The sequence below is a fragment of the Streptomyces sp. W16 genome, assembly GCF_033194735.1.
Taxonomy (GTDB): domain Bacteria; phylum Actinomycetota; class Actinomycetes; order Streptomycetales; family Streptomycetaceae; genus Streptomyces.
In genome coordinates this window covers 1-22,073 of the sequence record NZ_JAWOAI010000015.1, presented here as the reverse complement: position 1 = coordinate 22,073, position 22,073 = coordinate 1, and the positions used below count along the sequence as shown (strand labels likewise).

Genomic DNA, 22,073 nt, shown 5'->3' with positions numbered 1-22,073 from the left:
ACCGCCGATGCGCGACGCTGCCGCCGCCGTTCGGCAATGTCGAACACTACCGGTCCATGCCGACCTCCCGCCAATGGTCGGTCGACACCTGTTACGTCACTCGTCGCGAGAACCTAGACGGGGTTGATCCGCCCGTCACCCCGGTCCGCCCCATGGACGTGCCGAGCATTCTCCCGCCCGACCCCGTTACCCTGGCGGCGTGCAAGCTCCCGGGGGAGTTCCGTGAGAGGTTCCCCGGGAAGCCGCAAAGCCGACAGCCGTCGCACTCCAGGGAGCCCCTTCATGGCCTCGTCGCCACTGACCCCTTCTGCCGACAGCCGGACCCGCGTGTCCGAGCTCCGAGAGGCACTCGCCACCCGCGTGGTGGTCGCCGACGGAGCCATGGGCACCATGCTCCAGGCGCAGGAGCCCACACTCGACGACTTCGAGAATCTCGAAGGCTGCAACGAGATCCTCAACGTCACCCGCCCCGACATCGTCCGCTCGGTCCACGAGGAGTACTTCAGCGCCGGCGTCGACTGCGTCGAGACGAACACCTTCGGCGCCAACCACTCCGCGATGGCCGAGTACGACATCGCCGACCGCGTCTTCGAACTCTCCGAGTCCGGCGCCCGCATCGCCCGCGAGACCGCCGACGACTTCGCCGCCCGCGACGGCCGCCGCCGCTGGGTCCTCGGCTCCATCGGCCCCGGCACCAAGCTGCCCACCCTCGGCCACATCGGCTACGCCACCCTCCGCGACGGCTTCCAGGCGAACGCCGAGGGCCTGCTCGCCGGTGGCGCCGACGCCCTGATCGTCGAGACCACGCAGGACCTCCTGCAGACCAAGTCGTCGATCCTGGGCGCCCGCCGCGCCATGGAGGCGACCGGCGTCGACGTGCCCCTGCTGGTCTCGATGGCCTTCGAGACCACTGGCACCATGCTCCTCGGCTCCGAGATCGGCGCCGCGCTCACCGCGCTGGAACCCCTCGGCATCGACATGATCGGCCTGAACTGCTCGACGGGCCCGGCCGAGATGAGCGAGCACCTGCGCTATCTGGCCCGCCACTCCCGCACCCCGCTGCTGTGCATGCCGAACGCGGGCCTGCCCATCCTCACCAAGGACGGCGCCCACTTCCCGCTCGACCCCGAGGGCCTGGCGGACGCGCAGGAACACTTCGTACGCGACTACGGCCTGAACCTCGTCGGCGGCTGCTGCGGTACGACCCCCGAGCACCTGCGCCAGCTCGTCGAGCGGGTCCGCGAGGCCACGCCCACCGAGCGCCACCCGCAGCCCGAGCCGGGCGCCGCCTCGCTCTACCAGACGGTCCCGTTCCGCCAGGACACCGCCTACATGGCGATCGGCGAGCGCACCAACGCCAACGGCTCGAAGAAGTTCCGCGAGGCCATGCTGGAGGCCCGCTGGGACGACTGTGTGGAGATGGCCCGCGACCAGATCCGCGAGGGTGCCCACATGCTGGACCTCTGCGTGGACTACGTGGGCCGCGACGGCGTCGCCGACATGGAGGAGCTGGCCGGCCGCTTCGCCACCGCCTCCACGCTCCCGATCGTCCTGGACTCCACCGAAGTCCCGGTCATCCGGGCCGGGTTGGAGAAGATCGGTGGCCGCGCGGTCATCAACTCCGTCAACTACGAGGACGGCGACGGCCCCGAGTCCCGCTTCGCGAAGGTCACCAAGCTGGCGCAGGAGCACGGCGCCGCGCTCATCGCGCTGACCATCGACGAGGAGGGCCAGGCCCGTACCCCGGAGCACAAGGTCGCCATCGCCGAGCGGCTGATCGAGGACCTCACGACGAACTGGGGCATCCACGAGTCGGACATCCTCATCGACACCCTGACCTTCACCATCTGCACCGGCCAGGAGGAGTCCCGCGGCGACGGCATCGCCACCATCGAGGCCATCCGCCAACTCAAGAGCCGTCACCCGGACGTCCAGACCACGCTCGGCCTCTCCAACATCTCCTTCGGCCTCAACCCGGCGGCCCGCGTCCTGCTCAACTCGGTCTTCCTCGACGAGTGCGTCAAGGCGGGCCTCGACTCCGCGATCGTCCACGCCTCGAAGATCCTCCCGATCGCCCGCTTCACCGAGGAGGAGGTGAAGACGGCCCTCGACCTCGTCTACGACCGTCGCGCCGAGGGTTACGACCCGCTCCAGAAGCTGATGGCCCTCTTTGAGGGCGCCACCACCAAGTCCCGGACGGCGGGCCGCGCCGAGGAACTGGCCGCCCTCCCGCTGGACGAGCGCCTCAAGCGCCGCATCATCGACGGCGAGAAGAACGGCCTGGAGACCGACCTCGCCGAGGCGCTGGAGACCCGTCCCGCCCTGGACATCGTCAACGCGACGCTCCTGGACGGCATGAAGGTCGTCGGCGAGCTGTTCGGCTCCGGCCAGATGCAGCTGCCGTTCGTGCTCCAGTCCGCCGAGGTCATGAAGACCGCGGTCGCCTATCTCGAACCGCACATGGAGAAGTCGGACGCCGAGGGCAAGGGCACCATCGTGCTCGCCACCGTGCGCGGCGACGTCCATGACATCGGCAAGAACCTCGTCGACATCATCCTGTCCAACAACGGCTACAACGTCGTCAACCTCGGCATCAAGCAGCCGGTCTCCGCGATCCTGGAAGCCGCCGAGGAGCACCGCGCCGACGTCATCGGCATGTCGGGCCTCCTGGTCAAGTCCACGGTGATCATGAAGGAGAACCTCCAGGAGCTCAACCAGCGCAAGATGGCCGCCGACTACCCGGTCATCCTGGGCGGCGCCGCACTGACGAGGGCGTACGTCGAGCAGGACCTGCACGAGATCTACGAGGGCGAAGTCCGCTACGCCCGCGACGCGTTCGAGGGCCTGCGCCTGATGGACGCCCTGATCGGCGTCAAGCGCGGCGTGCCCGGCGCGAAGCTGCCGGAGCTCAAGCAGCGCCGGGTGCGGGCGACCGCGGCCGTGGAGGTCGAGGAGCGCCCCGAGGAGGGCCACGTCCGCTCCGACGTCGCCGTCGACAACCCGATCCCTACCGCGCCGTTCCGCGGCACCCGGGTCATCAAGGGCATCCAGCTCAAGGAGTACGCCTCCTGGCTGGACGAGGGCGCCCTCTTCAAGGGCCAGTGGGGCCTCAAGCAGGCGCGTACGGGCGAGGGACCGTCGTACGAGGAACTGGTGGAGACCGAGGGCCGCCCCCGGCTGCGCGGCCTCCTGGACCGGCTCCAGACAGACAACCTCCTCGAAGCGGCCGTCGTCTACGGCTACTTCCCCTGTGTGTCCAAGGACGACGACCTGATCATCCTGGACGACGAGGGCAACGAGCGGACCCGGTTCACCTTCCCGCGCCAGCGCCGTGGCCGCCGCCTCTGCCTGGCCGACTTCTTCCGGCCCGAGGAGTCCGGCGAGAAGGACGTGGTCGGCTTCCAGATCGTCACCGTCGGCAACCGCATCGGCGAGGAGACCGCCAAGCTCTTCGAGTCCAACTCCTACCGCGACTACCTCGAACTGCACGGCCTGTCCGTCCAGTTGGCCGAGGCGCTCGCCGAGTACTGGCACGCGCGCGTGCGTTCCGAGCTGGGCTTCGCCGGCGAGGACCCCGCCGACGTCGAGGACATGTTCGCCCTCAAGTACCGGGGCGCCCGCTTCTCCCTCGGCTACGGCGCCTGCCCCGACCTGGAGGACCGCGCGAAGATCGCCGCCCTGCTGGAGCCCGAGCGCATCGGCGTCCACCTGTCGGAGGAGTTCCAGCTGCACCCGGAGCAGTCCACGGACGCGATCGTCATCCACCACCCCGAGGCGAAATACTTCAACGCACGTTGATCGGATAAGTCGTACACTGGTCGGTCCACAGCAGGCCGGTCGCCCTTGTGTGCATCAGGGGTGGCCGGCCTGATCGTCCCTCCAGGAGGTGCGCCAGGATGACCAGTACGGTCCCCGCGCTCGGAACCCGTACGGCCGAAGGCTCTGCCCTGCAGGCCGTACTCCTCGACATGGACGGCACCCTGGTGGACACCGAGGGCTTCTGGTGGGACGTCGAGGCCGAGGTCTTCGCCGCCCTCGGACACACCCTCGACGACTCCTGGCGCCATGTCGTGGTCGGCGGCCCCATGACCCGCAGCGCCGGCTTCCTGATCGAGGCCACCGGCGCCGACATCACCCTCGACGAGCTGACCGTCCTGCTCAACACGGGTTTCGAGGACCGCATCGGGCGGGCCCTGCCGCTGATGCCGGGCGCCGCCAGACTCCTGGCCGAGCTCTCCGAGTACGAGATCCCCACCGCCCTGGTCTCCGCCTCGCACCGGCGCATCATCGACCGCGTCCTGACCGCGCTCGGCCCCCAGCACTTCGCGCTGACGGTCGCCGGCGACGAGGTGGCGCGCACCAAGCCGTACCCCGACCCGTATCTGTTCGCCGCCGCCCGCCTGGGCGTCGACCCGGCCCGCTGCGCGGTCGTGGAGGACACCGCGACCGGTGTCGCGGCGGCGGAGGCGGCGGGCTGTCTGGTGGTGGCCGTGCCGTCCGTGCAGCCCATCGCCCCGGCCGCCCGGCGCACCGTCGTGACCTCACTGGAAGTCGTCGACCTGGCATTTCTGCGGGGACTGATGACCGACCGATGACGGAAATGCGTCAGCCGTTCACCGAGCGTGCAAAGTCCAATGGGAAAGGAATTCACACCCGGTCGACCGGTCGAATTCCGGCGCTCTCCAACCGAGTTGACGGTGTGAGGTTCCCCACGTGCGGGGGAGTCGACATGGCCGCCGTCCTGTGCTGTTCACCCCATTTCTGAGGCCGATCGCGCACCGTTGTGTCCCGATTGGTGAAACGCTGCACTAATCCTTCCGCCGACGGGTTTTCGGTCTGTCCACAGCCGGTTCCGCAGCGTGATGGGAACTCAACTACGGTGACTGCGAACCCCTGTGCGGTCCGGACTAATCTCAACGCGAGAACATCGCCCTTGCCCCCGTGATTCGGCGTCACCACCCTATGTATGCCGGGTACACGGACTCGAACAGCTCTGGAGAACTTCGAGCATGAACCGCAAGACTTTGGTGCTGCCGGCCGTCATCGGTCTGCTCGCGCCGGTGCTCGCCGCCTGTGGCGGTTCCGGCAGCGGGAGTTCCGGAGACGGAGCGATAATCGTCGGCACCACGGACCGGTTCGAGGCGACGAAGGACGCTCCGGCGCCGCTCGACCCCGCCTACGCCTACGACGTCGGCACCTGGAACATCCTGCGCCAGACCGTGCAGACCCTGATGATCCAGCCCAAGGGCGAGGGTGACCCGGTGCCCGAGGCCGCCGAGAAGTGCGGCTTCACCGACACCGGCAGCGAGCGCTACGCCTGCACCCTGCGCGAGGGCCTGAAGTTCGCCAACGGCGACAAGATCACCGCGGCCGATGTGAAGTACTCCATCGACCGCGCGATGCGTATCAAGGCCGACAGTGGTGTGTTCGCCCTGCTGTCCACCATCGACACCGTCGAGACCCAGGGCGACCGTGAGGTCATCTTCCACCTGAAGACGGCCGACGCCACCTTCCCGTACAAGCTGTCCACCCCGGTCGCCGGCATCGTGAACCCCGACGACTACCAGAAGGACAAGCTGCGCGACGGCTTCGGCGTCGACGGCTCCGGCCCGTACACGCTCTCGGTCGACCAGAAGGACGACGCGATCACCACGGCCACGTTCACCAAGAACCCCAATTACAAGGGGACTCTGCCGGTGAACAACAGCAAGGTCGAGATGCGCTCCTTCGCGGACGCCACCTCCATGGGCACCGCGCTGAGCAAGGGCGACATCGACGTGATGACGCGCACCATGTCGCCGGAGCAGATCCAGAAGCTCAGCGACGACACGGACGGCGACGTCGACCTCGTCGAGATGGCCGGCCTCGAAATCCGCTACCTGGCCTTCAACACCGACGCCGCGACCGTCAAGACGAAGGCCGTGCGCGAGGCGATGGCCCAGCTCATCGACCGCGGCGAACTCGTCTCCAAGGTCTACGGCACCGAGGCCGAGCCGCTCTACTCGATGGTCCCCGCGACCATCACCGGCCACTCGAACTCGTTCTTCAACAAGTACGGCAACCCGAGCGCCACCAAGGCCAAGTCCCTGCTGACCAAGGCCAACATCACCACCCCGGTGAAGCTCACGCTGCACTACACGACCGACCACTACGGCTCGGCCACCAAGGAAGAGTTCGAGCAGCTGCGGACGCAGCTCAACGGCAGTGGCCTGTTCGACGTCACCATCAAGGGCGAGCCCTGGTCGACGTTCGTCCCGGCCGAGCGGAAGGGCTCGTACGACGTCTGGGGCATGGGCTGGTTCCCCGACTTCCCCGACGCCGACAACTACCTCGCGCCGTTCCTCGACACGGACAACTTCCTCAAGCTGCCGTACAGCAACCCCGAGATCATCAAGACCCTGATCCCGGAGTCCCGTCGCGAGGCGGACCGGCTCGCCGCCGCCAAGAGTCTCACCGCCATCCAGGACATCGTCGCCACGGACGTCCCGCTGATCCCGCTGTGGCAGGGCAAGCAGTACGTCGCCGCCCGTGACGACATCACGGGCACCGCGTACGTGCTCAACTCCTCCTCGACCCTGCAGCTGTGGGAGCTCGGCCGCGGAGTGTGACCCGCTGACGCTCCCCAATGTGCCCGGAGCCCGGGACGCGGCTCCGGGCTTCGAAGAAACAACGACAAGGCACACGCAGTGAACAAGCTCCACCAGTGGCCAGTCCTGCCGATCGCGGCGGGCCTGGCCACCGGCCTGTTGACGGGATGCGGCACCGCGACCGGCGGCTCCTCCGACACCGGCTCGTCCGTGGTCATGGGAATGTCCGACGACGTCCTGGCCACCGACCCCGCCGCCGGCTACGACCCCGGCTCCTGGCTGTTGTTCAACAACGTCTTCCAGTCGCTGCTCAGCTTCCCCAAGGGAGGCACCGAACCACAGCCCGAGGCCGCCAAGGAGTGCTCCTTCACGGACACCCGGGCCCAGGTCTACCGGTGCACTCTCAAGGCCGGCCTCAAGTTCAGCAACGGCGACGCGCTCACCTCGAAGGACGTCAAGTTCTCCTTCGACCGCATGCTGAAGATCAACGACCCCGCAGGCCCCGCGGTCATGTTCCCCATGCTCGACAAGGTCGAGACACCGGACGCGAAGACCGTCGTCTTCCGGCTCAACACGTCCGACGCCACCTTCCCGAGCAAGCTCGCCTCCGGCGCCGGCTCGATCGTTGACCACACCCAGTACGCCGCGAACGGACTCCGCGAGGACGGCGAGGCGGTCGGCTCCGGCCCGTACACACTCGACTCGTACGGCGAGGACGAGGCCGTCTTCTCCGTCAACGACAACTACAAGGGCACCGCCGAGGTCAAGAACTCCGGCGTCACCCTCAAGTTCTTCCACGGCGACCAGGCCTCCCTGAAGAAGGCCCTCCTGGACAGCAAGGTCGACATCGCCTACCGGGGCCTTACCGCGACCGACATCGCCGGCATCGAGAACTCCGGCGACAGCGACGGCGTCGAGGTCGTCGAGGGCAGCAGCGCCGAGGTCCAGCACCTGGTCTTCAACATGGACGACCCCGTCACCGGACAACTCGGCGTCCGCAAGGCCATCGCCCACCTCCTGGACCGCGAGGCCCTCATCCGGGACGTCTACAAGGACACGGCGACCGCGCTGTACTCGATCGTCCCGGCCGGCATAGCCGGTCACAACACGGCCTTCTTCGACACCTACGGCGCCCACCCCTCCAGGACCGAGGCACGGGCCGCTCTGGAGGCGGACGGCATCACCGACAAGGTGAAACTGACCCTCTGGTCCACCCCGTCCCGCTACGGCCCGGCCACCGACCAGGAGTTGAAGGCCATCGCGGGACAGCTCAACGCCAGCGGACTGTTCGACGCCGACGTGAAGTCCGTGGCCTACGGCCAGTACGAGAAGGACATCGCCCAGGGCAAGTACGGCGTCTACGTGAAGGGCTGGGTGCCGGACTACCCGGACGCCGACAACTTCACCGCCCCGTTCTTCGGCAAGGGCAACGTACTGAGCAACAACTACACCAACAACACGATCACCGGCACGCTCATCCCGCGCACCGCCGCCCAGAGCGACCGCGGCGCCACCGCCGACGACTACGCCAAGATCCAGGACATCGTCGCCGACCGACTGCCCGTCCTCCCCATCTGGCAGGCCAAGCAGTACGCGGTCACCCGGGACAATGTCTACGGCCTCGAATACTGCCTCGACGCGTCGACCGTGTTCCGCTTCTGGGAACTCAGCAAGAGCTGAACCCGCCCCGCAGACACGGAGAGGGCGCCCCTGTCAGGAAGGGGCGCCCTCTCCGCTCGTACCCGTCCCTACTGCGCGCCGGGCCGCACCAATCCGCTCTCGTACGCGTACACCGCGGCCTGCACCCGGTCGCGCAGGCCCAACTTGGTGAGCACGTGCCCCACATGTGTCTTGACGGTGGTCTCGCTGACGAACAGATCGGCGGCGATCTCCGCGTTCGACAGCCCGCGTGCCACCAGCTTCAGCACCTCGACCTCACGCTCGGTCAGCGTGTGCAGGGCATCCGGAACCGGCTCGTCACCGGACGGCAGATGACCCGCGTACTTGTCCAGCAGCCGCCGCGTGATGCTCGGCGCGAGCATGGCCTCGCCGGCCGCCACCACCCGGATCGCCTGCACCAGCTCGTTCGCCGGCGCGTCCTTCAGCAGGAAGCCACTGGCACCGGCCCGCAACGCCTCCACGACATACTCGTCGAGGTCGAAGGTGGTCAGCACCAGCACCTTCGCCGGGCCGTCCCGCCCGGGACCGGTGATCTGCCGGGTCGCCTCCACCCCGTCCATCCGCGGCATACGGATGTCCATCAGCACCACATCGGGCTGCAGGGCCCGCACCTGGTCGAGCGCCTGCAGACCGTCACCGGCCTCGCCGACGACCGCGAGATCCTGCTCGGCCTCCAGAATCATCCGGAACCCGGTGCGCAGCAGCGGTTGGTCGTCGACAAGTAGGACGCGGATGGCCACGTGAGTCTCCTTCGCTAGCCCGGCCCCATTCTGCCCTGCTCGACACCCGCCGACCCGACCGGCCCGACGCTCCGACCGGCGCGACCGGCAGGGTCGGGGCCACTGGCCGCCTGCGGAGCCAGCGTCGGTTGCTGTGCCCTTCCGCTGAACGCCGTCGGCTTCCCCTAGCCCGCCGTGGAGTCACCGTCCGCTGCCGTGCCGTCGGCCGAAACCCCGTCGGCCACTGTGTCTTCGGCCGAAACCCCGTCGGACCCGCGCACCGGCAGCGGATACGGCGGGGGAGTGCCGCCGAACTCCGGGCACACCGCCTGGTGGTCGCACCAGCCGCACAGCTTGGTCGGCCGCGGCAGCCACTCGCCCGTCTCCGTGGCCAGCCGGATCGCCTCCCACAGCGCCAGCAGCTTGCGCTCCACCCGCTCCAGATCCGCGAGGACGGGGTCGTAGGTCACCACGTCCCCGCTGCCCAGATACACCAACTGGAGCCGCCGCGGAACGACCTGCTTCAGCCGCCAGACCACCAGCGCGTAGAACTTCATCTGGAACAGCGCGCCCTCGGCGTACTCCGGCCGAGGCGCCTTGCCAGTCTTGTAGTCGACGATCCGCACATCACCCGTGGGCGCCACATCGACCCGGTCGATGATCCCGCGCAGCTTCAGCCCCGAGTCCAACTCGGCCTCGACGAACATCTCGCGCTCGGCGGGCTCCAGCCGCGTCGGATCCTCAAGGGAGAACCAGCGCTCCACCAGCCGCTCCGCCTCCCCGAGCCAGCGCGCCAGCCGCTCGCCCTCCGGATCGTCGGCGAACAGCTCCACGACCTCCGGTCGGGTCTCCCGCAACCGGTCCCACTGCCCCGGGATCAGCGACTTCGCACGCGGCGCCGTACGCTCGGCGGCCGGCGCGTCGAAGAGCCGCTCAAGGACCGAGTGCACCAGAGTCCCCCGAGTCGCCGCCTCGCTGGGCTTCTCCGGCAGCCGGTCGATCACCCGGAACCGGTACAGCAACGGGCACTGCATGAAGTCGCTGGCACGCGAAGGGGACAGCGAGGCGGGCGCTATGGCGACCCGCTCGACCACGCCCACCGTCCCCGTCTCCACTGCCGCTTCCGCGCCCGGCCCCGCCGCCGCGCCCTCGTCGCCGACTGTCCCCGCGACGCCCTCCGCACTCGTCTCCATGCCCACAGACCTTACGGCCCGCCACTGACAGTGACCCGCCCCCGGCCGACGCGCCCGCGACAGCCGGGGAAACACGGGGGGTGCCGGGGCGGAACGCGTCGCGACCGCCGCATACCATCGACCCGAGACCCCTCCGCCCGGCTGGCGCGGAGGACGCTTCGAACGAGGGGACATCGTGGACGAGAGCGGCGGCAGCGCACAGCCGCGGTCCGGCAACGACGAGCCGACCGAACACGCCACGGGTGCCACGACCCCGGCCGCCGATCCCGGCACCCCCCGACCCGAACACGACGACTCCGACCGGTCGAGGCCCGAGACATCCGCCCAGGCGCCCGAGGAACAGAAGGACGCGAGCACGCCGTCCGGGGAGCACGAGGGCGCCGGCGCCCTGCCCGAGTCCGACCAGGAGGCGAGCACGTCGCCCGAGAACGGCGATGCGGAGACGGCGACATCGGCGGAATCCTCCGGGCCCACCCCGAACCGCAGCACGGCGGCCGAGGCGACCGGCATGTCGCCCGGGCCCGCCGCAGCGGACCACACCGGGCCCGGTCCGTCGTCCGCCTCCGCCCCGCTCGACCGCACGGACACGGACACCGCGTCCCACGACGCCGCGCGCGACCGCACTCCCGCGCCCTCGACCCCCGCTGAGGCACCCTCCGCCGCCCCGACGCCCGCCCGCCTGAACGGTGAACCGAAACCCGGTGGCGCGCCCACGGGCAAGGACCACGGCGCCGACCACACCGACGAACACGACCGCGCCCCCAGTCACCCCAACCACCCCTACGCCCACACCGACCCCGACAGCACCCCCCACACCGGCCCCGGCATCGCCAAGGGCCGCCCCCCGCAGCGCCCCAAGGAGCCGGGCGGCGGCATCCTGATGGGGCGCCCCTTCGGGGTGCCCGTCTACGTGGCCCCCAGCTGGTTCCTCGTCGCAGCCCTCATCACCTGGGTGTTCGGCGGTCAGCTGGACCGCGTGCTGCCCGAACTCGGCGCCGCCCGCTACCTGGTGGCCCTCTTCTTCGCGGTCGCCTTCTACGGCTCCGTCCTGGTGCACGAACTCGCCCACACCGTCGCCGCCCTCCGCTTCAAACTCCCGGTCCGCCGCATCCAGTTGCAGTTCTTCGGCGGCGTCTCCGAGATCGAGAAGGAGGCCGAGACCCCCGGCAGGGAATTCGTGCTGGCCTTCGTCGGCCCGCTGCTCTCGCTGATCCTCTCGGGCATCTTCTACCTCGCCATGCAGCCCGTGGAGCCCGGCACCGTCCCCGGCGTCCTGCTGGCCGGCCTGATGGTCTCCAACCTGATCGTGGCCGCCTTCAACCTCCTGCCAGGCCTGCCCCTCGACGGCGGCCGGATGCTCCGCGCCGTCGTCTGGAAGATCACCGGCAGGCCCATGAGCGGCACGATCGCCGCCGCCTGGGTCGGCCGCGCCCTCGCCGTCTCCGTCCTGATCGGCCTCCCGCTGCTCACCCAGACCGGCGCCCTCGGCACCAACACCGAGGACATCAGCGGCATGGACACCGTCACGGACGCCCTCCTGGCCGCGATCCTCGCCGCGATCATCTGGACCGGCGCCGGCAACAGCCTCCGCATGGCCCGGCTGCGCGAACACCTACCGGATCTCCGCGCCCGCAACCTCACCCGCCGCGCGGTACCCGTCGAAACCAACACCCCCCTCTCCGAAGCCCTGCGCCGCGCCAACGCCGCCGGCGCCCGCGCCCTGGTCGTCGTCGACGCCGACGGCCAGCCCCTCTCCCTCGTCCGCGAGGCCGCCATCGTCGGCGTCCCCGAGCACCGCCGCCCCTGGGTCTCCGTGAGCGGCCTCGCGCAGGACCTCACCGAGGGCATGCGCGTCTCCGCGGAACTGGCCGGCGAGGACCTCCTCGACACCCTGCGCGCGACCCCCGCCACCGAATACCTCGTGGTCGAGGAGACCGGCGAGATCTACGGTGTCCTGTCCGCGGCCGACGTGGAGCGCGCCTTCGTGAAGGCCATGGCCCGCCCCAACTGAGGCACGCGCGCGTGGTCGGCGGCCCCCGCAATCGCCGGTAGGCTGGTCACATGTCCGAACCGACCGGTGCCGCCCGCAGGCGCGGGCCCTTCAAGGTCGGGGACCAGGTTCAGCTGACCGACCCCAAGGGCCGCCACTACACGTTCACGCTCGAAGCGGGGAAGAACTTCCACACCCACAAGGGTTCCTTCCCGCACGACGAGCTGATCGGCGCACCCGAGGGCAGCGTTGTCCGCACCACCGGAAACGTCGCCTATCTCGCGCTGCGCCCCCTGCTCCCCGACTACGTCCTGTCCATGCCCCGCGGCGCCGCCGTGGTCTACCCCAAGGACGCGGGGCAGATCCTGTCCTTCGCCGACGTCTTCCCCGGCGCCCGCGTCGTGGAAGCGGGCGTCGGCTCGGGCTCGCTCAGCAGCTTCCTGCTGCGCGCCGTCGGCGACCAGGGCATGCTGCACTCCTACGAGCGCCGCGAGGACTTCGCCGAGATCGCCCAGCAGAACGTGGAGCGCTACTTCGGCGGCCCGCACCCCGCCTGGCAGCTCACCGTCGGCGACCTCCAGGACAACCTGTCCGACACGGACGTCGACCGCGTCATCCTGGACATGCTCGCCCCCTGGGAGTGTCTGGAGGCCGTCTCCAAGGCGCTCGTGCCCGGCGGCATCCTGTGCTGCTACGTCGCGACCACCACCCAGCTCGCGCGGACCGTCGAGTCCATCCGCGAGATCGGCTCCTTCAACGAGCCGACCGCCTGGGAGACGATGCTCCGCAACTGGCACGTCGAGGGCCTGGCCGTCCGCCCCGACCACCGCATGATCGGCCACACCGGCTTCCTCCTCACCGCCCGCCGCCTCGCGGACGGCGTCGAGCCCCCCATGCGCCGCCGCCGCCCCTCCAAGGGCGCCTACGGCGACGACTACACCGGCCCGAACGCCGACGGCGGCGCCGCCGGCCGCTGATCCGGCTCCTTGGCGGCCCTGTGCCGCACTCAACGAACGAACGCCGTGGCCGAGTTCCGGGAAGTTCCCCGGAACTCGGCCACGGCGTCTTTCTTCTGACATACCGCCACCGTCGAACCCCCGTGTGACGAAGGCCGTGCGATCACGCGAACGAACTGTCGACCCCGCCGTTCCCCCGCATTGTGACGTGTGGCACCATGCAGGCCACCCCCACCGGCACAGCCCTCACAGGAGACACTCCTAGTGCAGCACTCCGCCGTCCCGGAACTGGAACTGGCACACACGAACACCCGGCCCATCCACTGGGTCGCCACCGCCACGGCACTCGCCGCCGTCGTGGCGCTCTCCTCGGTCCTGCAGCCCGATTCGGCGCGCGCCGCCCAGGCCTCCGGCCCGCAGGCGAAACCCGCGCCCGCCACCGCCACGGCCCCCGCGACCACAGGGGTCGACTTCCCCATCCAATGCGGTCCCCAGAAGGCCGTCGTCCAGAAGCAGGCCTCCGGCGACCTCGACGGGGACGGCAGGCCGGAGACGGTCGCCGTGGTCCACTGCGACGCCGGCATGGGCACCCCGCCCGACGGCGTCTACGTCCTGACCCAGGCGGCGAACGCCGGGAAGCCGCGCGTGGTGGCCACCCTGATCGCCCCGAAATCCCGGGAGACGGTCACCGAGTTCGCCGTACGCGACGGCGCCGTACTCGCGACAATGCTCGGGTACTCGACCCAGGACGTGCCCAGTTGCTGCCCGGACGTGAAGGAGAGCGCGAAGTGGCAGTGGAAGAACGGCGCGTTCGTCCGCTCCACGCCCGGCAACACCCAGAGCGTCTGACATCCCGGGCCCACCGGCCCGACCGCCCTCAGGCCGCGTCCGGCCCGTACACCTCGACCCGGTCCGCGACCCGCCGCACATGAATGCAGTCGCCGGGACACTCCTTGGCGGAGTCCACCACGTCGACCAGCAGCGGCAGCGGCACGGGCGTCGTGGCGCCCTTGTCCTGCAACAACTCGTCGTCCGGGCTCTTCACATAGGCCAGGCCGTCGATGTCCAGCTCGAAGACCTCGGGGGCGTACTGGACGCAGATCCCGTCGCCGGTACAGAGGTCCTGGTCGATCCAGACCTCCAGCGCCTCGCCGTCGGCCGCGGCCTCGTCCTGCACGGTGATGTCTCCTGTTTCCGCCGGGTGTTGAACATCTTCGACCCTACCTCCGCCCGCCCGGACGACCTTTCTCCGCGATCTCGGGTTTCACACCACGACATGACGGACACTGTCCGCATGGACACTCTCAGTCAGGGGCACGATGGCGGGATTCCGACGGGTTCCGAACCGGTCGCTACGGCAACTCACGTCCGCCGTGAAGGGTTTTGACCAACCCGGCCTTGGAACAGTCGGCTTCTGAATCACGTTGAGTGGGTATCCACTCGGCGTGAGGGAGAGCGCAGGGTGACCGACGACACACCTTGACAGTCTTTGTGATCTAGGGGTTTCAATCGACACCCACCCAGGTAGGGTCTGGAAGCGTCCAGCTCCCCTTGGAGGAGGTGAGGACCGTGGCAGCCCACGACGACGACATGAACCGCGGCATCCGCCCGGGACGAGGGTCCGACGACCCGTCCGGGCAGATTGCCTACCTTGAGCAGGAGATCGCCGTCCTGCGACGTAAGCTCGCCGACTCTCCGCGACACACGAGGATTCTCGAAGAGCGGATCGTCGAGCTGCAGACCAATCTGGCCGGGGTGTCCGCCCAGAACGAGCGACTCGCCAACACTCTCCGTGAGGCCCGCGACCAGATCGTGGCACTCAAGGAAGAGGTCGACCGGCTCGCACAGCCGCCGGCCGGCTTCGGTGTCTTCCTCGTGGCCAACGAGGACGGCACCGCGGACATCTTCACCGGCGGTCGCAAACTCCGGGTGAACGTCAGCCCAAGCGTGGAACTCGAAGAGCTCCGCCGCGGCCAGGAAGTAATGCTCAACGAAGCGCTCAACGTGGTCGAGGCCATGGAGTACGAGCGCGTCGGCGACATCGTCACCCTCAAGGAGATCCTTGAGGACGGCGAACGAGCCCTCGTGGTGGGGCACACCGACGAGGAGCGGGTGGTACGGCTCGCCGAGCCACTGCTGGACATCACCATCCGCCCCGGCGACGCCCTGCTGCTCGAACCCCGTTCCGGCTACGTCTACGAGATCGTCCCGAAGAGCGAGGTCGAAGAGCTCGTCCTCGAAGAGGTCCCCGACATCGGCTACGAGCAGATCGGCGGTCTGGGCGGCCAGATCGAGATGATCCGCGACGCGGTCGAACTGCCGTACCTCTACCCCGACCTCTTCAAGGAGCACGAACTGAGGCCGCCCAAGGGCGTCCTGCTGTACGGGCCCCCCGGATGCGGTAAGACGCTCATCGCCAAGGCCGTCGCCAACTCGCTGGCCAAAAAGGTCGCCGAGGTCACCGGCCAGGCCACTGGCAAGAGCTTCTTCCTCAACATCAAGGGCCCCGAGCTCCTCAACAAGTACGTCGGTGAGACCGAGCGGCAGATCCGCCTCGTCTTCCAGCGTGCGCGTGAGAAGGCCAGCGAGGGTACCCCCGTCATCGTCTTCTTCGACGAGATGGAGTCCCTCTTCCGCACCCGTGGTTCCGGTGTCAGCTCGGACGTGGAGAACACCATCGTCCCCCAGCTGCTCGCCGAGATCGACGGCGTGGAAGGCCTGCAGAACGTGGTCGTCATCGGCGCCTCGAACCGCGAGGACATGATCGACCCCGCCATCCTGCGCCCCGGCCGCCTGGACGTGAAGATCAAGATCGAGCGTCCCGACGCCGAGGCCGCCAAGGACATCTTCGCCAAGTACCTCACCGAGCGCCTCCCGCTCCACCCCGACGACGTCGGCGAGCACAACGGCGACAAGACCACCACCGTCCAGAGCATGATCCAGACGGCCGTGGAACACATGTACACGGAATCCGAGGAGAACCGCTTCCTGGAGGTCACCTACGCCAACGGTGACAAGGAAGTCCTCTACTTCAAGGACTTCAACTCCGGCGCCATGATCGAGAACATCGTGGGCCGGGCCAAGAAGATGGCCATCAAGGACTTCCTCGACCAGAAGCAGAAGGGCATCCGCGTCTCGCACCTCCTCCAGGCGTGCGTGGACGAGTTCAAGGAGAACGAGGACCTGCCCAACACCACCAACCCGGACGACTGGGCCCGGATCTCCGGAAAGAAGGGCGAGCGGATCGTCTACATCCGTACGCTCATCACCGGGAAGCAGGGCGCCGACACCGGACGCTCCATCGACACGGTGGCGAACACCGGTCAGTACCTGTAAAAAGCAGGGTGGCTGCGGGTGCCCTCGGCGGGTACCCGCAGCCAACTGTTTTTCAGGCCATGACCGCGACAAGGGGCGCGCAAGGCAATGACGCAAATGATCTCCCCACCAGCGCAAAGCCGTTCTAGGCTCTTCGGTACCGCCGAGTCGCGCAGTGCGGGGACGGGCACCGCACACGCACCGGAGCGCCAGCGGTACTTGAGCGGCGCCCCCGACCGAGGGCGCCGCCGGGCAAGGAGGGCCGCATGACCGTACGGCGAGTAATGGGCATCGAGACGGAGTACGGGATCTCCGTCCCCGGCCACCCCAACGCCAATGCCATGCTCACCTCGTCCCAGATCGTCAACGCCTACGCGGCGGCGATGCACCGGGCCCGGCGGGCCCGCTGGGACTTCGAGGAGGAGAATCCGCTGCGTGACGCGCGAGGCTTCGACCTCGCCCGGGAGGCCGCCGACTCCACCCAGCTCACCGACGAGGACATCGGCCTCGCCAATGTCATCCTCACCAACGGCGCGCGCCTCTACGTCGACCACGCACACCCGGAGTACAGCTCCCCCGAAGTCACCAACCCCATGGACGCCGTCCTGTGGGACAAGGCCGGCGAGCGCATCATGGCGGAGGCGGCCGAGCGGGCCGCCCAACTCCCCGGCGCCCAGCCGATCCACCTCTACAAGAACAACACCGACAACAAGGGCGCCTCCTACGGCACGCACGAGAACTATCTGATGAAGCGGGAGACCCCCTTCTCGGACATCGTGCGCCACCTGACGCCCTTCTTCGTCTCCCGACAGGTCGTCACCGGAGCCGGACGCGTGGGCATCGGCCAGGACGGGCACGAGCACGGCTTCCAGCTCAGCCAGCGCGCCGACTACTTCGAGGTCGAGGTCGGCCTGGAGACCACCCTCAAGCGCCCGATCATCAACACCCGCGACGAACCGCACGCGGACGCCGAGAAGTACCGCCGCCTGCACGTGATCATCGGCGACGCGAACCTCTCCGAGATCTCGACGTATCTGAAGCTCGGCACCACGGCCCTGGTCCTCTCCATGATCGAGGACGGCTTCATCGCGGTGGACCTGGCCGTGGACCAACCGGTCCGCACCCTCCACCAGGTCTCCCACGACCCCACCCTCAAGCGCCTGGTCACCCTCCGCAGCGGCCGGACACTCACCGCGGTCCAGTTGCAGATGGAGTACTTCGAGCTGTCCCGCAAGTACGTCGAGGAGCGCTACGGCTCCGACGCGGACGACCAGACCAAGGACGTCCTCGCCCGCTGGGAGGACACGCTCAACCGCCTGGAGAACGACCCGATGAGCCTGGCCGGCGAGCTGGACTGGGTCGCCAAGCGGGAGCTCATGGAGGGCTACCGGCGCCGGGACGACCTCGACTGGGACGCGGCCCGGCTGCAGCTGGTCGACCTCCAGTACGCGGACGTACGGGCCGAGAAGGGCCTCTACAACCGTCTGGTGGCCCGCGGTCGCATCAAGCGGCTGCTGGACGAGGACACGGTCGAGCGGGCGCGTACGTCGCCGCCGGAGGACACGCGCGCGTACTTCCGCGGGCGCTGCCTGGAGCAGTACGCCGACGACGTCGCGGCGGCCTCATGGGACTCCGTGATCTTCGACCTCCCGGGCCGGGACTCGCTCCAGCGCGTCCCAACCCTGGAACCGCTTCGCGGAACGCGTAATCACGTCAAGGAGCTCCTGGACCGCTGTCGTACGGCGGAAGACCTGGTCAGGGTCCTGTCGGGCGGCTGACCGGAACCTTGGGTCCGGGGCGCCGGACAGGGTGGAATGTCCGGTGGCCGGGAATCATCGAGGTGGCCGCCGTACGTTGTAGGAACTGCGGGGCCGATGTCAGTCCCTGCAAGTAGGGTCTGATCAAGAACGTCGAACCGAGCGGGGTGAGGGTTATGGCGACCAAGGACACCGGCGGCGGACAGCAGAAGGCGACGCGCTCCACGGAGGAGGTCGAAGAGCAGGCCGTTGAGACGGAGGCCACGGACGACCTCAAGGAGCGCCACGAGAAGCTGAGCGACGATGTCGACTCCGTCCTGGACGAGATCGACGACGTCCTGGAGGAGAACGCAGAGGACTTCGTGCGTTCCTTCGTTCAGAAGGGCGGCCAGTAGGCCGCTCTACCCTTCGATTCGAAGGTGGACGGGGTGGCGTGGTGGCGCGCGAGTCGAAGATGAAGTGCTGCGTGCGGTGCGGCGAGACCAAGCCGCACGCAGTCTTCGCATCCGGGCGTACGAATCGCGTGCGATTCGGGGCGAGCCGGCCGCGTTCTGAGCGGCATGGGAATGCCTCCGCCGTTCATGTGGATCACTCCCATCAGACGGGTAGGGTCCGTGGCGTACTGTGCTTCAACTGCAATTCGGCCATCGGCAAGTTGGGAGATGATCCCGACGCTGTTCGTCGGGCTGCCGCCTACTTGGAAGGATCCTCGTGGAAGCCAACACTCGTAGCACCGGGCGTCTACCAGCTGCCTTCCTGACGCCTGGGTCGTCGTCCTTCATGGACTTCCTCTCTGATCATCAGCCGGAGATGCTCCCGGGCAACCGGCAGCTGCCGCCCACCCAGGGTGTCATCGAGGCCCCGCACGGCACGACCATCGTCGCCGTCACGTTCCCCGGCGGCGTGGTGCTCGCCGGTGACCGACGGGCCACCATGGGCAATGTCATCGCACAGCGGGACATCGAGAAGGTCTTCCCGGCGGACGAGTACTCGGCCGTCGGTATCGCCGGCACCGCCGGCCTCGCCGTCGAGATGGTCAGGCTCTTCCAGCTGGAGCTGGAGCACTTCGAGAAGGTCGAAGGCGCCCAACTCTCCTTGGAGGGCAAGGCGAACCGACTGTCCACCATGATCCGTTCCAACCTCGGCATGGCCATGCAGGGCCTCGCCGTGGTCCCGCTCTTCGCCGGCTTCGACGTGGACCGCGGCGTCGGCCGCATCTTCTCCTACGACGTGACGGGCGGCCGTTCCCAGGAGCACGGCTACGCGGCCACCGGCTCCGGCTCGGTCTTCGCCCGCAGCGCCATGAAGAAGCTCTTCCACGACGGACTGACCGAGTCCGAGGCCACGACCCTCGTGGTGCAGGCCCTCTACGACGCCGCTGACGACGACTCGGCGACCGGTGGTCCCGATGTGGCCCGCCGGATCTACCCGATCGTCACCGTGATCACCGAGGACGGCTTCCGCCGGCTCACCGACGACGAGTCCTCCGAGATCGCCGCCTCGATCCTGGAGCGGCGACTGCAGCAGCCCGACGGCCCGCGCGCCGCGCTGCTCTGACCGCGGGCCCGTTCTCATCAAGGTGATCCAGTGACTTCGACGGAACTTTAAAGAGAGGGACGGATACCGGTGTCGACGCCGTTCTATGTCTCACCCCAGCAGGCCATGGCCGACCGGGCGGAGTACGCCCGCAAGGGCATCGCCCGTGGCCGCAGCCTGGTCGTGCTGCAGTTCGCCGACGGCATTGTCTTCGTCGGCGAGAACCCGTCCCGTGCGCTGCACAAGTTCAGCGAGATCTACGACCGGATCGGGTTCGCGGCCGCCGGAAAATACAACGAGTACGAGAACCTGCGGATCGGCGGCGTCAGGTACGCCGACATGCGCGGTTACACCTACGACCGGGCGGATGTGACCGCCCGCGGTCTCGCCAACGTCTACGCCCAGACGCTCGGCACGATCTTCTCCAGTGCGGCCGAGAAGCCGTACGAGGTGGAGCTGGTCGTCGCCGAGGTCGGGGACACGTCCGACGGCGACCAGATCTACCGGTTGCCGCACGACGGTTCGATCGTGGACGAGCACGGCTCGGTCGCGGTCGGCGGCAACGCGGAGACGATCAGCAGCTATCTGGACCAGCGCCACCGCGACGGCATGACCCTCGCGGAGGCGCTCAAGCTGGCCGTGCAGTCCCTGTCCCGCGACACGAACGGCAGCGAGCGGGAGATCCCCGCCGAGCGCCTGGAGGTCGCGGTGCTGGACCGTACCCGCCCGCAGGCCCGCAAGTTCAAGCGCATCGTCGGCGGCGAGCTGTCCCGGCTGCTCGACGGTGGCAACGCGGACGCCTCGTCGGAGTCCGACGACGCCGAGGACGAGGACGACGCCGAGAAGTGAGTCGGGGTTCGCCCAGTCACTGGCCCCTCGTGCGCCCCAGCCGGTCACCGGCTGGGGCGCACGGCGTAGCAGAGGGCGTCAGAGGCCGCTCGGCGGCGCTGTGGAACCTCGTACGACCAGTTCCACCGGGATGTCCCCCTCTTCCGGCACACGGCCGTCCAGGACCGCCAGGAGGGCCCGCATGCCGTGTTCGCCGAAGAGCTCGGCGTCGAGGCGGACCGTGGTCAGTTCCGGGTCGATGGCAGTGGCCAGGGCCAGGTCGTCGAGGCCGGTGATCGACACGTCCTCCGGGATGCGCAGGCCCAGGCGGCGGGCGGCCTTGTAGGCGCCGGCGGCGAGTTTGTCGTCGTCGCAGACCAGGGCGGTGGGCCGGGGACCCGGCGCCGAGAGGGCGGCCTCGGCGGCGGTCAGGGCGCCTTCGATCGAGATGGGGGCGCGGATCGTACGGATCGTGGTGCCCTCGAACTCGCCCACCCGTGCGGCCAGTTCACGCGCGCGTACCTCGAAGGTCCAGGACGGGATGTCCGCGGCGAGGTGGAGGAAGCGGCGGTGGCCCAGGGTGAGCAGGTGCTCGGCGACCTGGCGGACGCCGTCGGCGATGTCCAGGTTGACGGTCGCGGCGCCGAGGCTGCCCTCAGGGTCGCTGTCGAGCATCACCAGGGGCAGCTGGTCGCCGCGGATCGCGGTGAGGGCGTCGGCGGCCATGGAGGAGGCGATGACGCCGTCCAGGGCGGCCTGCGCGGAGGCGAAGGGGTCTCGGGCGGGGCCGATGCCCTCGGGGGAGGGGTAGAGGACCACGCCGAAGCCGTGTTCGGCGGCGAGGCGGGCGGCGCCGGTGTAGACGCCGGCGAAGAACTCCGTGGTCAGCGCGGGGACGACCAGGAGGACGGTACGGGTGCGTCCCAGCCTGAGATTGCGGGCCGCGAGGTTGGGGCGGTACCCCAGGTCGCGTGCGGCCTCCCGGACGCGTTCGGCGGTGGTCTCCGAGACGCGGCCCCGCCACTTGTCGCCGAGCACCAGCGAGACCGCGGCCTGGGACACCCCCGCGGCCCGGGCGACGTCGCGGCTCGTGGGGCGGGTGCTGCCTCGTGCCACCGTGGGACTGCTCCTTCGGCTGTGCTCCGTCTGGACTCGTGAACAGGGCACATGGTACGTATGACAGTGGAAGTTATACGTAAAACGTGAGGGTGGGGCATGGCCGTGGGATATCTGGAGATCCTCAGGGCGAGACACGCCACTCGTCTGCTGGTGGGCACGCTGGTCGGCCGGCTGCCGAACGCCACCGCCGCGATCGCGATCGTGCTGTTCATCCGTGCGGAGGGCGGCACGTACAGCCTCGCCGGGGCACTGGCGGCCGTCTACGGCGTCGCCAACGCCGTCGGGCAGCCCCTCCTCGGCCGGCTGGTGGACATCCACGGACAGCCGCGTGTGCAGCTGCCCGCCGCGGTCCTGTCGGCCCTCGCGATGACCGTCTTCGCCTGCTGGGGAACC

Annotated in this window: 16 protein-coding genes and 2 pseudogenes; 14 read left to right on the top strand and 4 right to left on the bottom strand. The window is 68.9% G+C overall.

All coding sequences use genetic code 11. The annotated features are described in order from the left end of the window. Positions 1 to 282: 282 nt before the first annotated feature. The 4 genes from metH to R6V09_RS03655 all read left to right on the top strand — a co-directional run bounded on the left by metH (position 283) and on the right by R6V09_RS03655 (position 8,267). Positions 283 to 3,798: a methionine synthase gene (metH, locus tag R6V09_RS03670; protein WP_317879868.1), complete on the top strand. Its 3,516-nt coding sequence runs from the start codon at positions 283 to 285 to the stop codon at positions 3,796 to 3,798. Positions 3,799 to 3,896: 98 nt separating this feature from the next. Then, positions 3,897 to 4,595: an HAD family hydrolase gene (locus R6V09_RS03665; RefSeq protein ID WP_317879867.1), complete on the top strand. Its 699-nt coding sequence runs from the start codon at positions 3,897 to 3,899 to the stop codon at positions 4,593 to 4,595. A gap of 414 nt (positions 4,596 to 5,009) precedes the next feature. Further along, positions 5,010 to 6,608: an ABC transporter substrate-binding protein gene (locus tag R6V09_RS03660; RefSeq protein ID WP_317879866.1), complete on the top strand. Its 1,599-nt coding sequence runs from the start codon at positions 5,010 to 5,012 to the stop codon at positions 6,606 to 6,608. Between the two features lie 78 nt (positions 6,609 to 6,686). Continuing rightward, complete coding sequence (locus R6V09_RS03655; RefSeq protein ID WP_317879865.1) at positions 6,687 to 8,267, top strand: ABC transporter substrate-binding protein; 1,581 nt, start codon at positions 6,687 to 6,689, stop codon at positions 8,265 to 8,267. 68 nt (positions 8,268 to 8,335) lie between these two features. On the opposite strand, the gene R6V09_RS03650 is transcribed toward R6V09_RS03655, so the two are convergent. Together R6V09_RS03650 and R6V09_RS03645 are read right to left on the bottom strand one after the other, a co-directional pair. After that, positions 8,336 to 9,007: a response regulator gene (locus R6V09_RS03650; protein WP_019066105.1), complete on the bottom strand. Its 672-nt coding sequence runs from the start codon at positions 9,005 to 9,007 to the stop codon at positions 8,336 to 8,338. A 164-nt stretch (positions 9,008 to 9,171) separates the two neighbouring features. After that, a complete protein-coding gene (locus R6V09_RS03645; protein ID WP_317879864.1) occupies positions 9,172 to 10,179 on the bottom strand; it encodes a RecB family exonuclease in 1,008 nt (335 codons plus the stop codon). Positions 10,180 to 10,354: 175 nt separating this feature from the next. On the opposite strand from R6V09_RS03645, the gene R6V09_RS03640 reads away from it, so the two are divergent. The 3 genes from R6V09_RS03640 to R6V09_RS03630 all read left to right on the top strand — a co-directional run bounded on the left by R6V09_RS03640 (position 10,355) and on the right by R6V09_RS03630 (position 13,974). Further along, the gene (locus tag R6V09_RS03640; protein WP_317879863.1) at positions 10,355 to 12,190 is read left to right on the top strand and encodes a site-2 protease family protein; all 1,836 of its coding nucleotides are present in this window, start codon (positions 10,355 to 10,357) and stop codon (positions 12,188 to 12,190) included. 50 nt (positions 12,191 to 12,240) lie between these two features. Then, entirely contained in the window at positions 12,241 to 13,146 is a 906-nt protein-coding gene (locus tag R6V09_RS03635; protein ID WP_317879862.1) for a tRNA (adenine-N1)-methyltransferase, read from the top strand. A gap of 243 nt (positions 13,147 to 13,389) precedes the next feature. Continuing rightward, positions 13,390 to 13,974, top strand: a complete 585-nt coding sequence (locus R6V09_RS03630) for a hypothetical protein (RefSeq protein ID WP_317879861.1) — start codon at positions 13,390 to 13,392, stop codon at positions 13,972 to 13,974. A gap of 28 nt (positions 13,975 to 14,002) precedes the next feature. Here R6V09_RS03630 and R6V09_RS03625 read toward each other — a convergent pair whose 3' ends face one another. Beyond that, a complete protein-coding gene (locus R6V09_RS03625) occupies positions 14,003 to 14,308 on the bottom strand; it encodes a ferredoxin (protein WP_200680201.1) in 306 nt (101 codons plus the stop codon). A 386-nt stretch (positions 14,309 to 14,694) separates the two neighbouring features. On the opposite strand from R6V09_RS03625, the gene arc reads away from it, so the two are divergent. The 6 genes and pseudogenes from arc to prcA all read left to right on the top strand — a co-directional run bounded on the left by arc (position 14,695) and on the right by prcA (position 20,582). Continuing rightward, entirely contained in the window at positions 14,695 to 16,461 is a 1,767-nt protein-coding gene (gene arc / locus R6V09_RS03620; protein WP_317879860.1) for a proteasome ATPase, read from the top strand. A 245-nt stretch (positions 16,462 to 16,706) separates the two neighbouring features. After that, entirely contained in the window at positions 16,707 to 18,218 is a 1,512-nt protein-coding gene (gene dop / locus R6V09_RS03615) for a depupylase/deamidase Dop (RefSeq protein WP_442809963.1), read from the top strand. 155 nt (positions 18,219 to 18,373) lie between these two features. Beyond that, a complete protein-coding gene (locus R6V09_RS03610) occupies positions 18,374 to 18,592 on the top strand; it encodes a ubiquitin-like protein Pup (protein WP_317879859.1) in 219 nt (72 codons plus the stop codon). Between the two features lie 173 nt (positions 18,593 to 18,765). Continuing rightward, positions 18,766 to 18,957 (top strand): annotated as a pseudogene (locus R6V09_RS03605) (endonuclease VII domain-containing protein); the annotation flags it as partial. Further along, positions 18,909 to 19,754, top strand: coding sequence for a proteasome subunit beta (gene prcB / locus R6V09_RS03600; protein WP_317879858.1), 846 nt, complete (start codon positions 18,909 to 18,911; stop codon positions 19,752 to 19,754). The pseudogene R6V09_RS03605 and the gene prcB, both read left to right, overlap by 49 nt. A 69-nt stretch (positions 19,755 to 19,823) precedes the next feature. Then, complete coding sequence (gene prcA / locus R6V09_RS03595) at positions 19,824 to 20,582, top strand: proteasome subunit alpha (RefSeq protein ID WP_317879857.1); 759 nt, start codon at positions 19,824 to 19,826, stop codon at positions 20,580 to 20,582. A 78-nt stretch (positions 20,583 to 20,660) separates the two neighbouring features. Here prcA and R6V09_RS03590 read toward each other — a convergent pair whose 3' ends face one another. Then, positions 20,661 to 21,677, bottom strand: a complete 1,017-nt coding sequence (locus tag R6V09_RS03590) for a LacI family DNA-binding transcriptional regulator (RefSeq protein WP_317879856.1) — start codon at positions 21,675 to 21,677, stop codon at positions 20,661 to 20,663. Positions 21,678 to 21,776: 99 nt separating this feature from the next. Between R6V09_RS03590 and R6V09_RS03585 the strand changes: the two are divergent. After that, a pseudogene (locus R6V09_RS03585) lies at positions 21,777 to 22,073 on the top strand (MFS transporter); the annotation flags it as partial.

What these genes read in the sequence shown, in the direction of transcription:
- metH (WP_317879868.1), top strand. Translation starts at nt 283, where the DNA reads ATGGCCTCGTCGCCACTGACCCCTTCTGCCGACAGCCGGACCCGCGTG.
- R6V09_RS03665 (WP_317879867.1), top strand. Translation starts at nt 3,897, where the DNA reads ATGACCAGTACGGTCCCCGCGCTCGGAACCCGTACGGCCGAAGGCTCT.
- R6V09_RS03660 (WP_317879866.1), top strand. Translation starts at nt 5,010, where the DNA reads ATGAACCGCAAGACTTTGGTGCTGCCGGCCGTCATCGGTCTGCTCGCG.
- R6V09_RS03645 (WP_317879864.1), bottom strand. Translation starts at nt 10,179, where the DNA reads ATGGAGACGAGTGCGGAGGGCGTCGCGGGGACAGTCGGCGACGAGGGC.
- R6V09_RS03635 (WP_317879862.1), top strand. Translation starts at nt 12,241, where the DNA reads ATGTCCGAACCGACCGGTGCCGCCCGCAGGCGCGGGCCCTTCAAGGTC.
- dop (WP_442809963.1), top strand. Translation starts at nt 16,707, where the DNA reads ATGACCGTACGGCGAGTAATGGGCATCGAGACGGAGTACGGGATCTCC.
- R6V09_RS03610 (WP_317879859.1), top strand. Translation starts at nt 18,374, where the DNA reads ATGGCGACCAAGGACACCGGCGGCGGACAGCAGAAGGCGACGCGCTCC.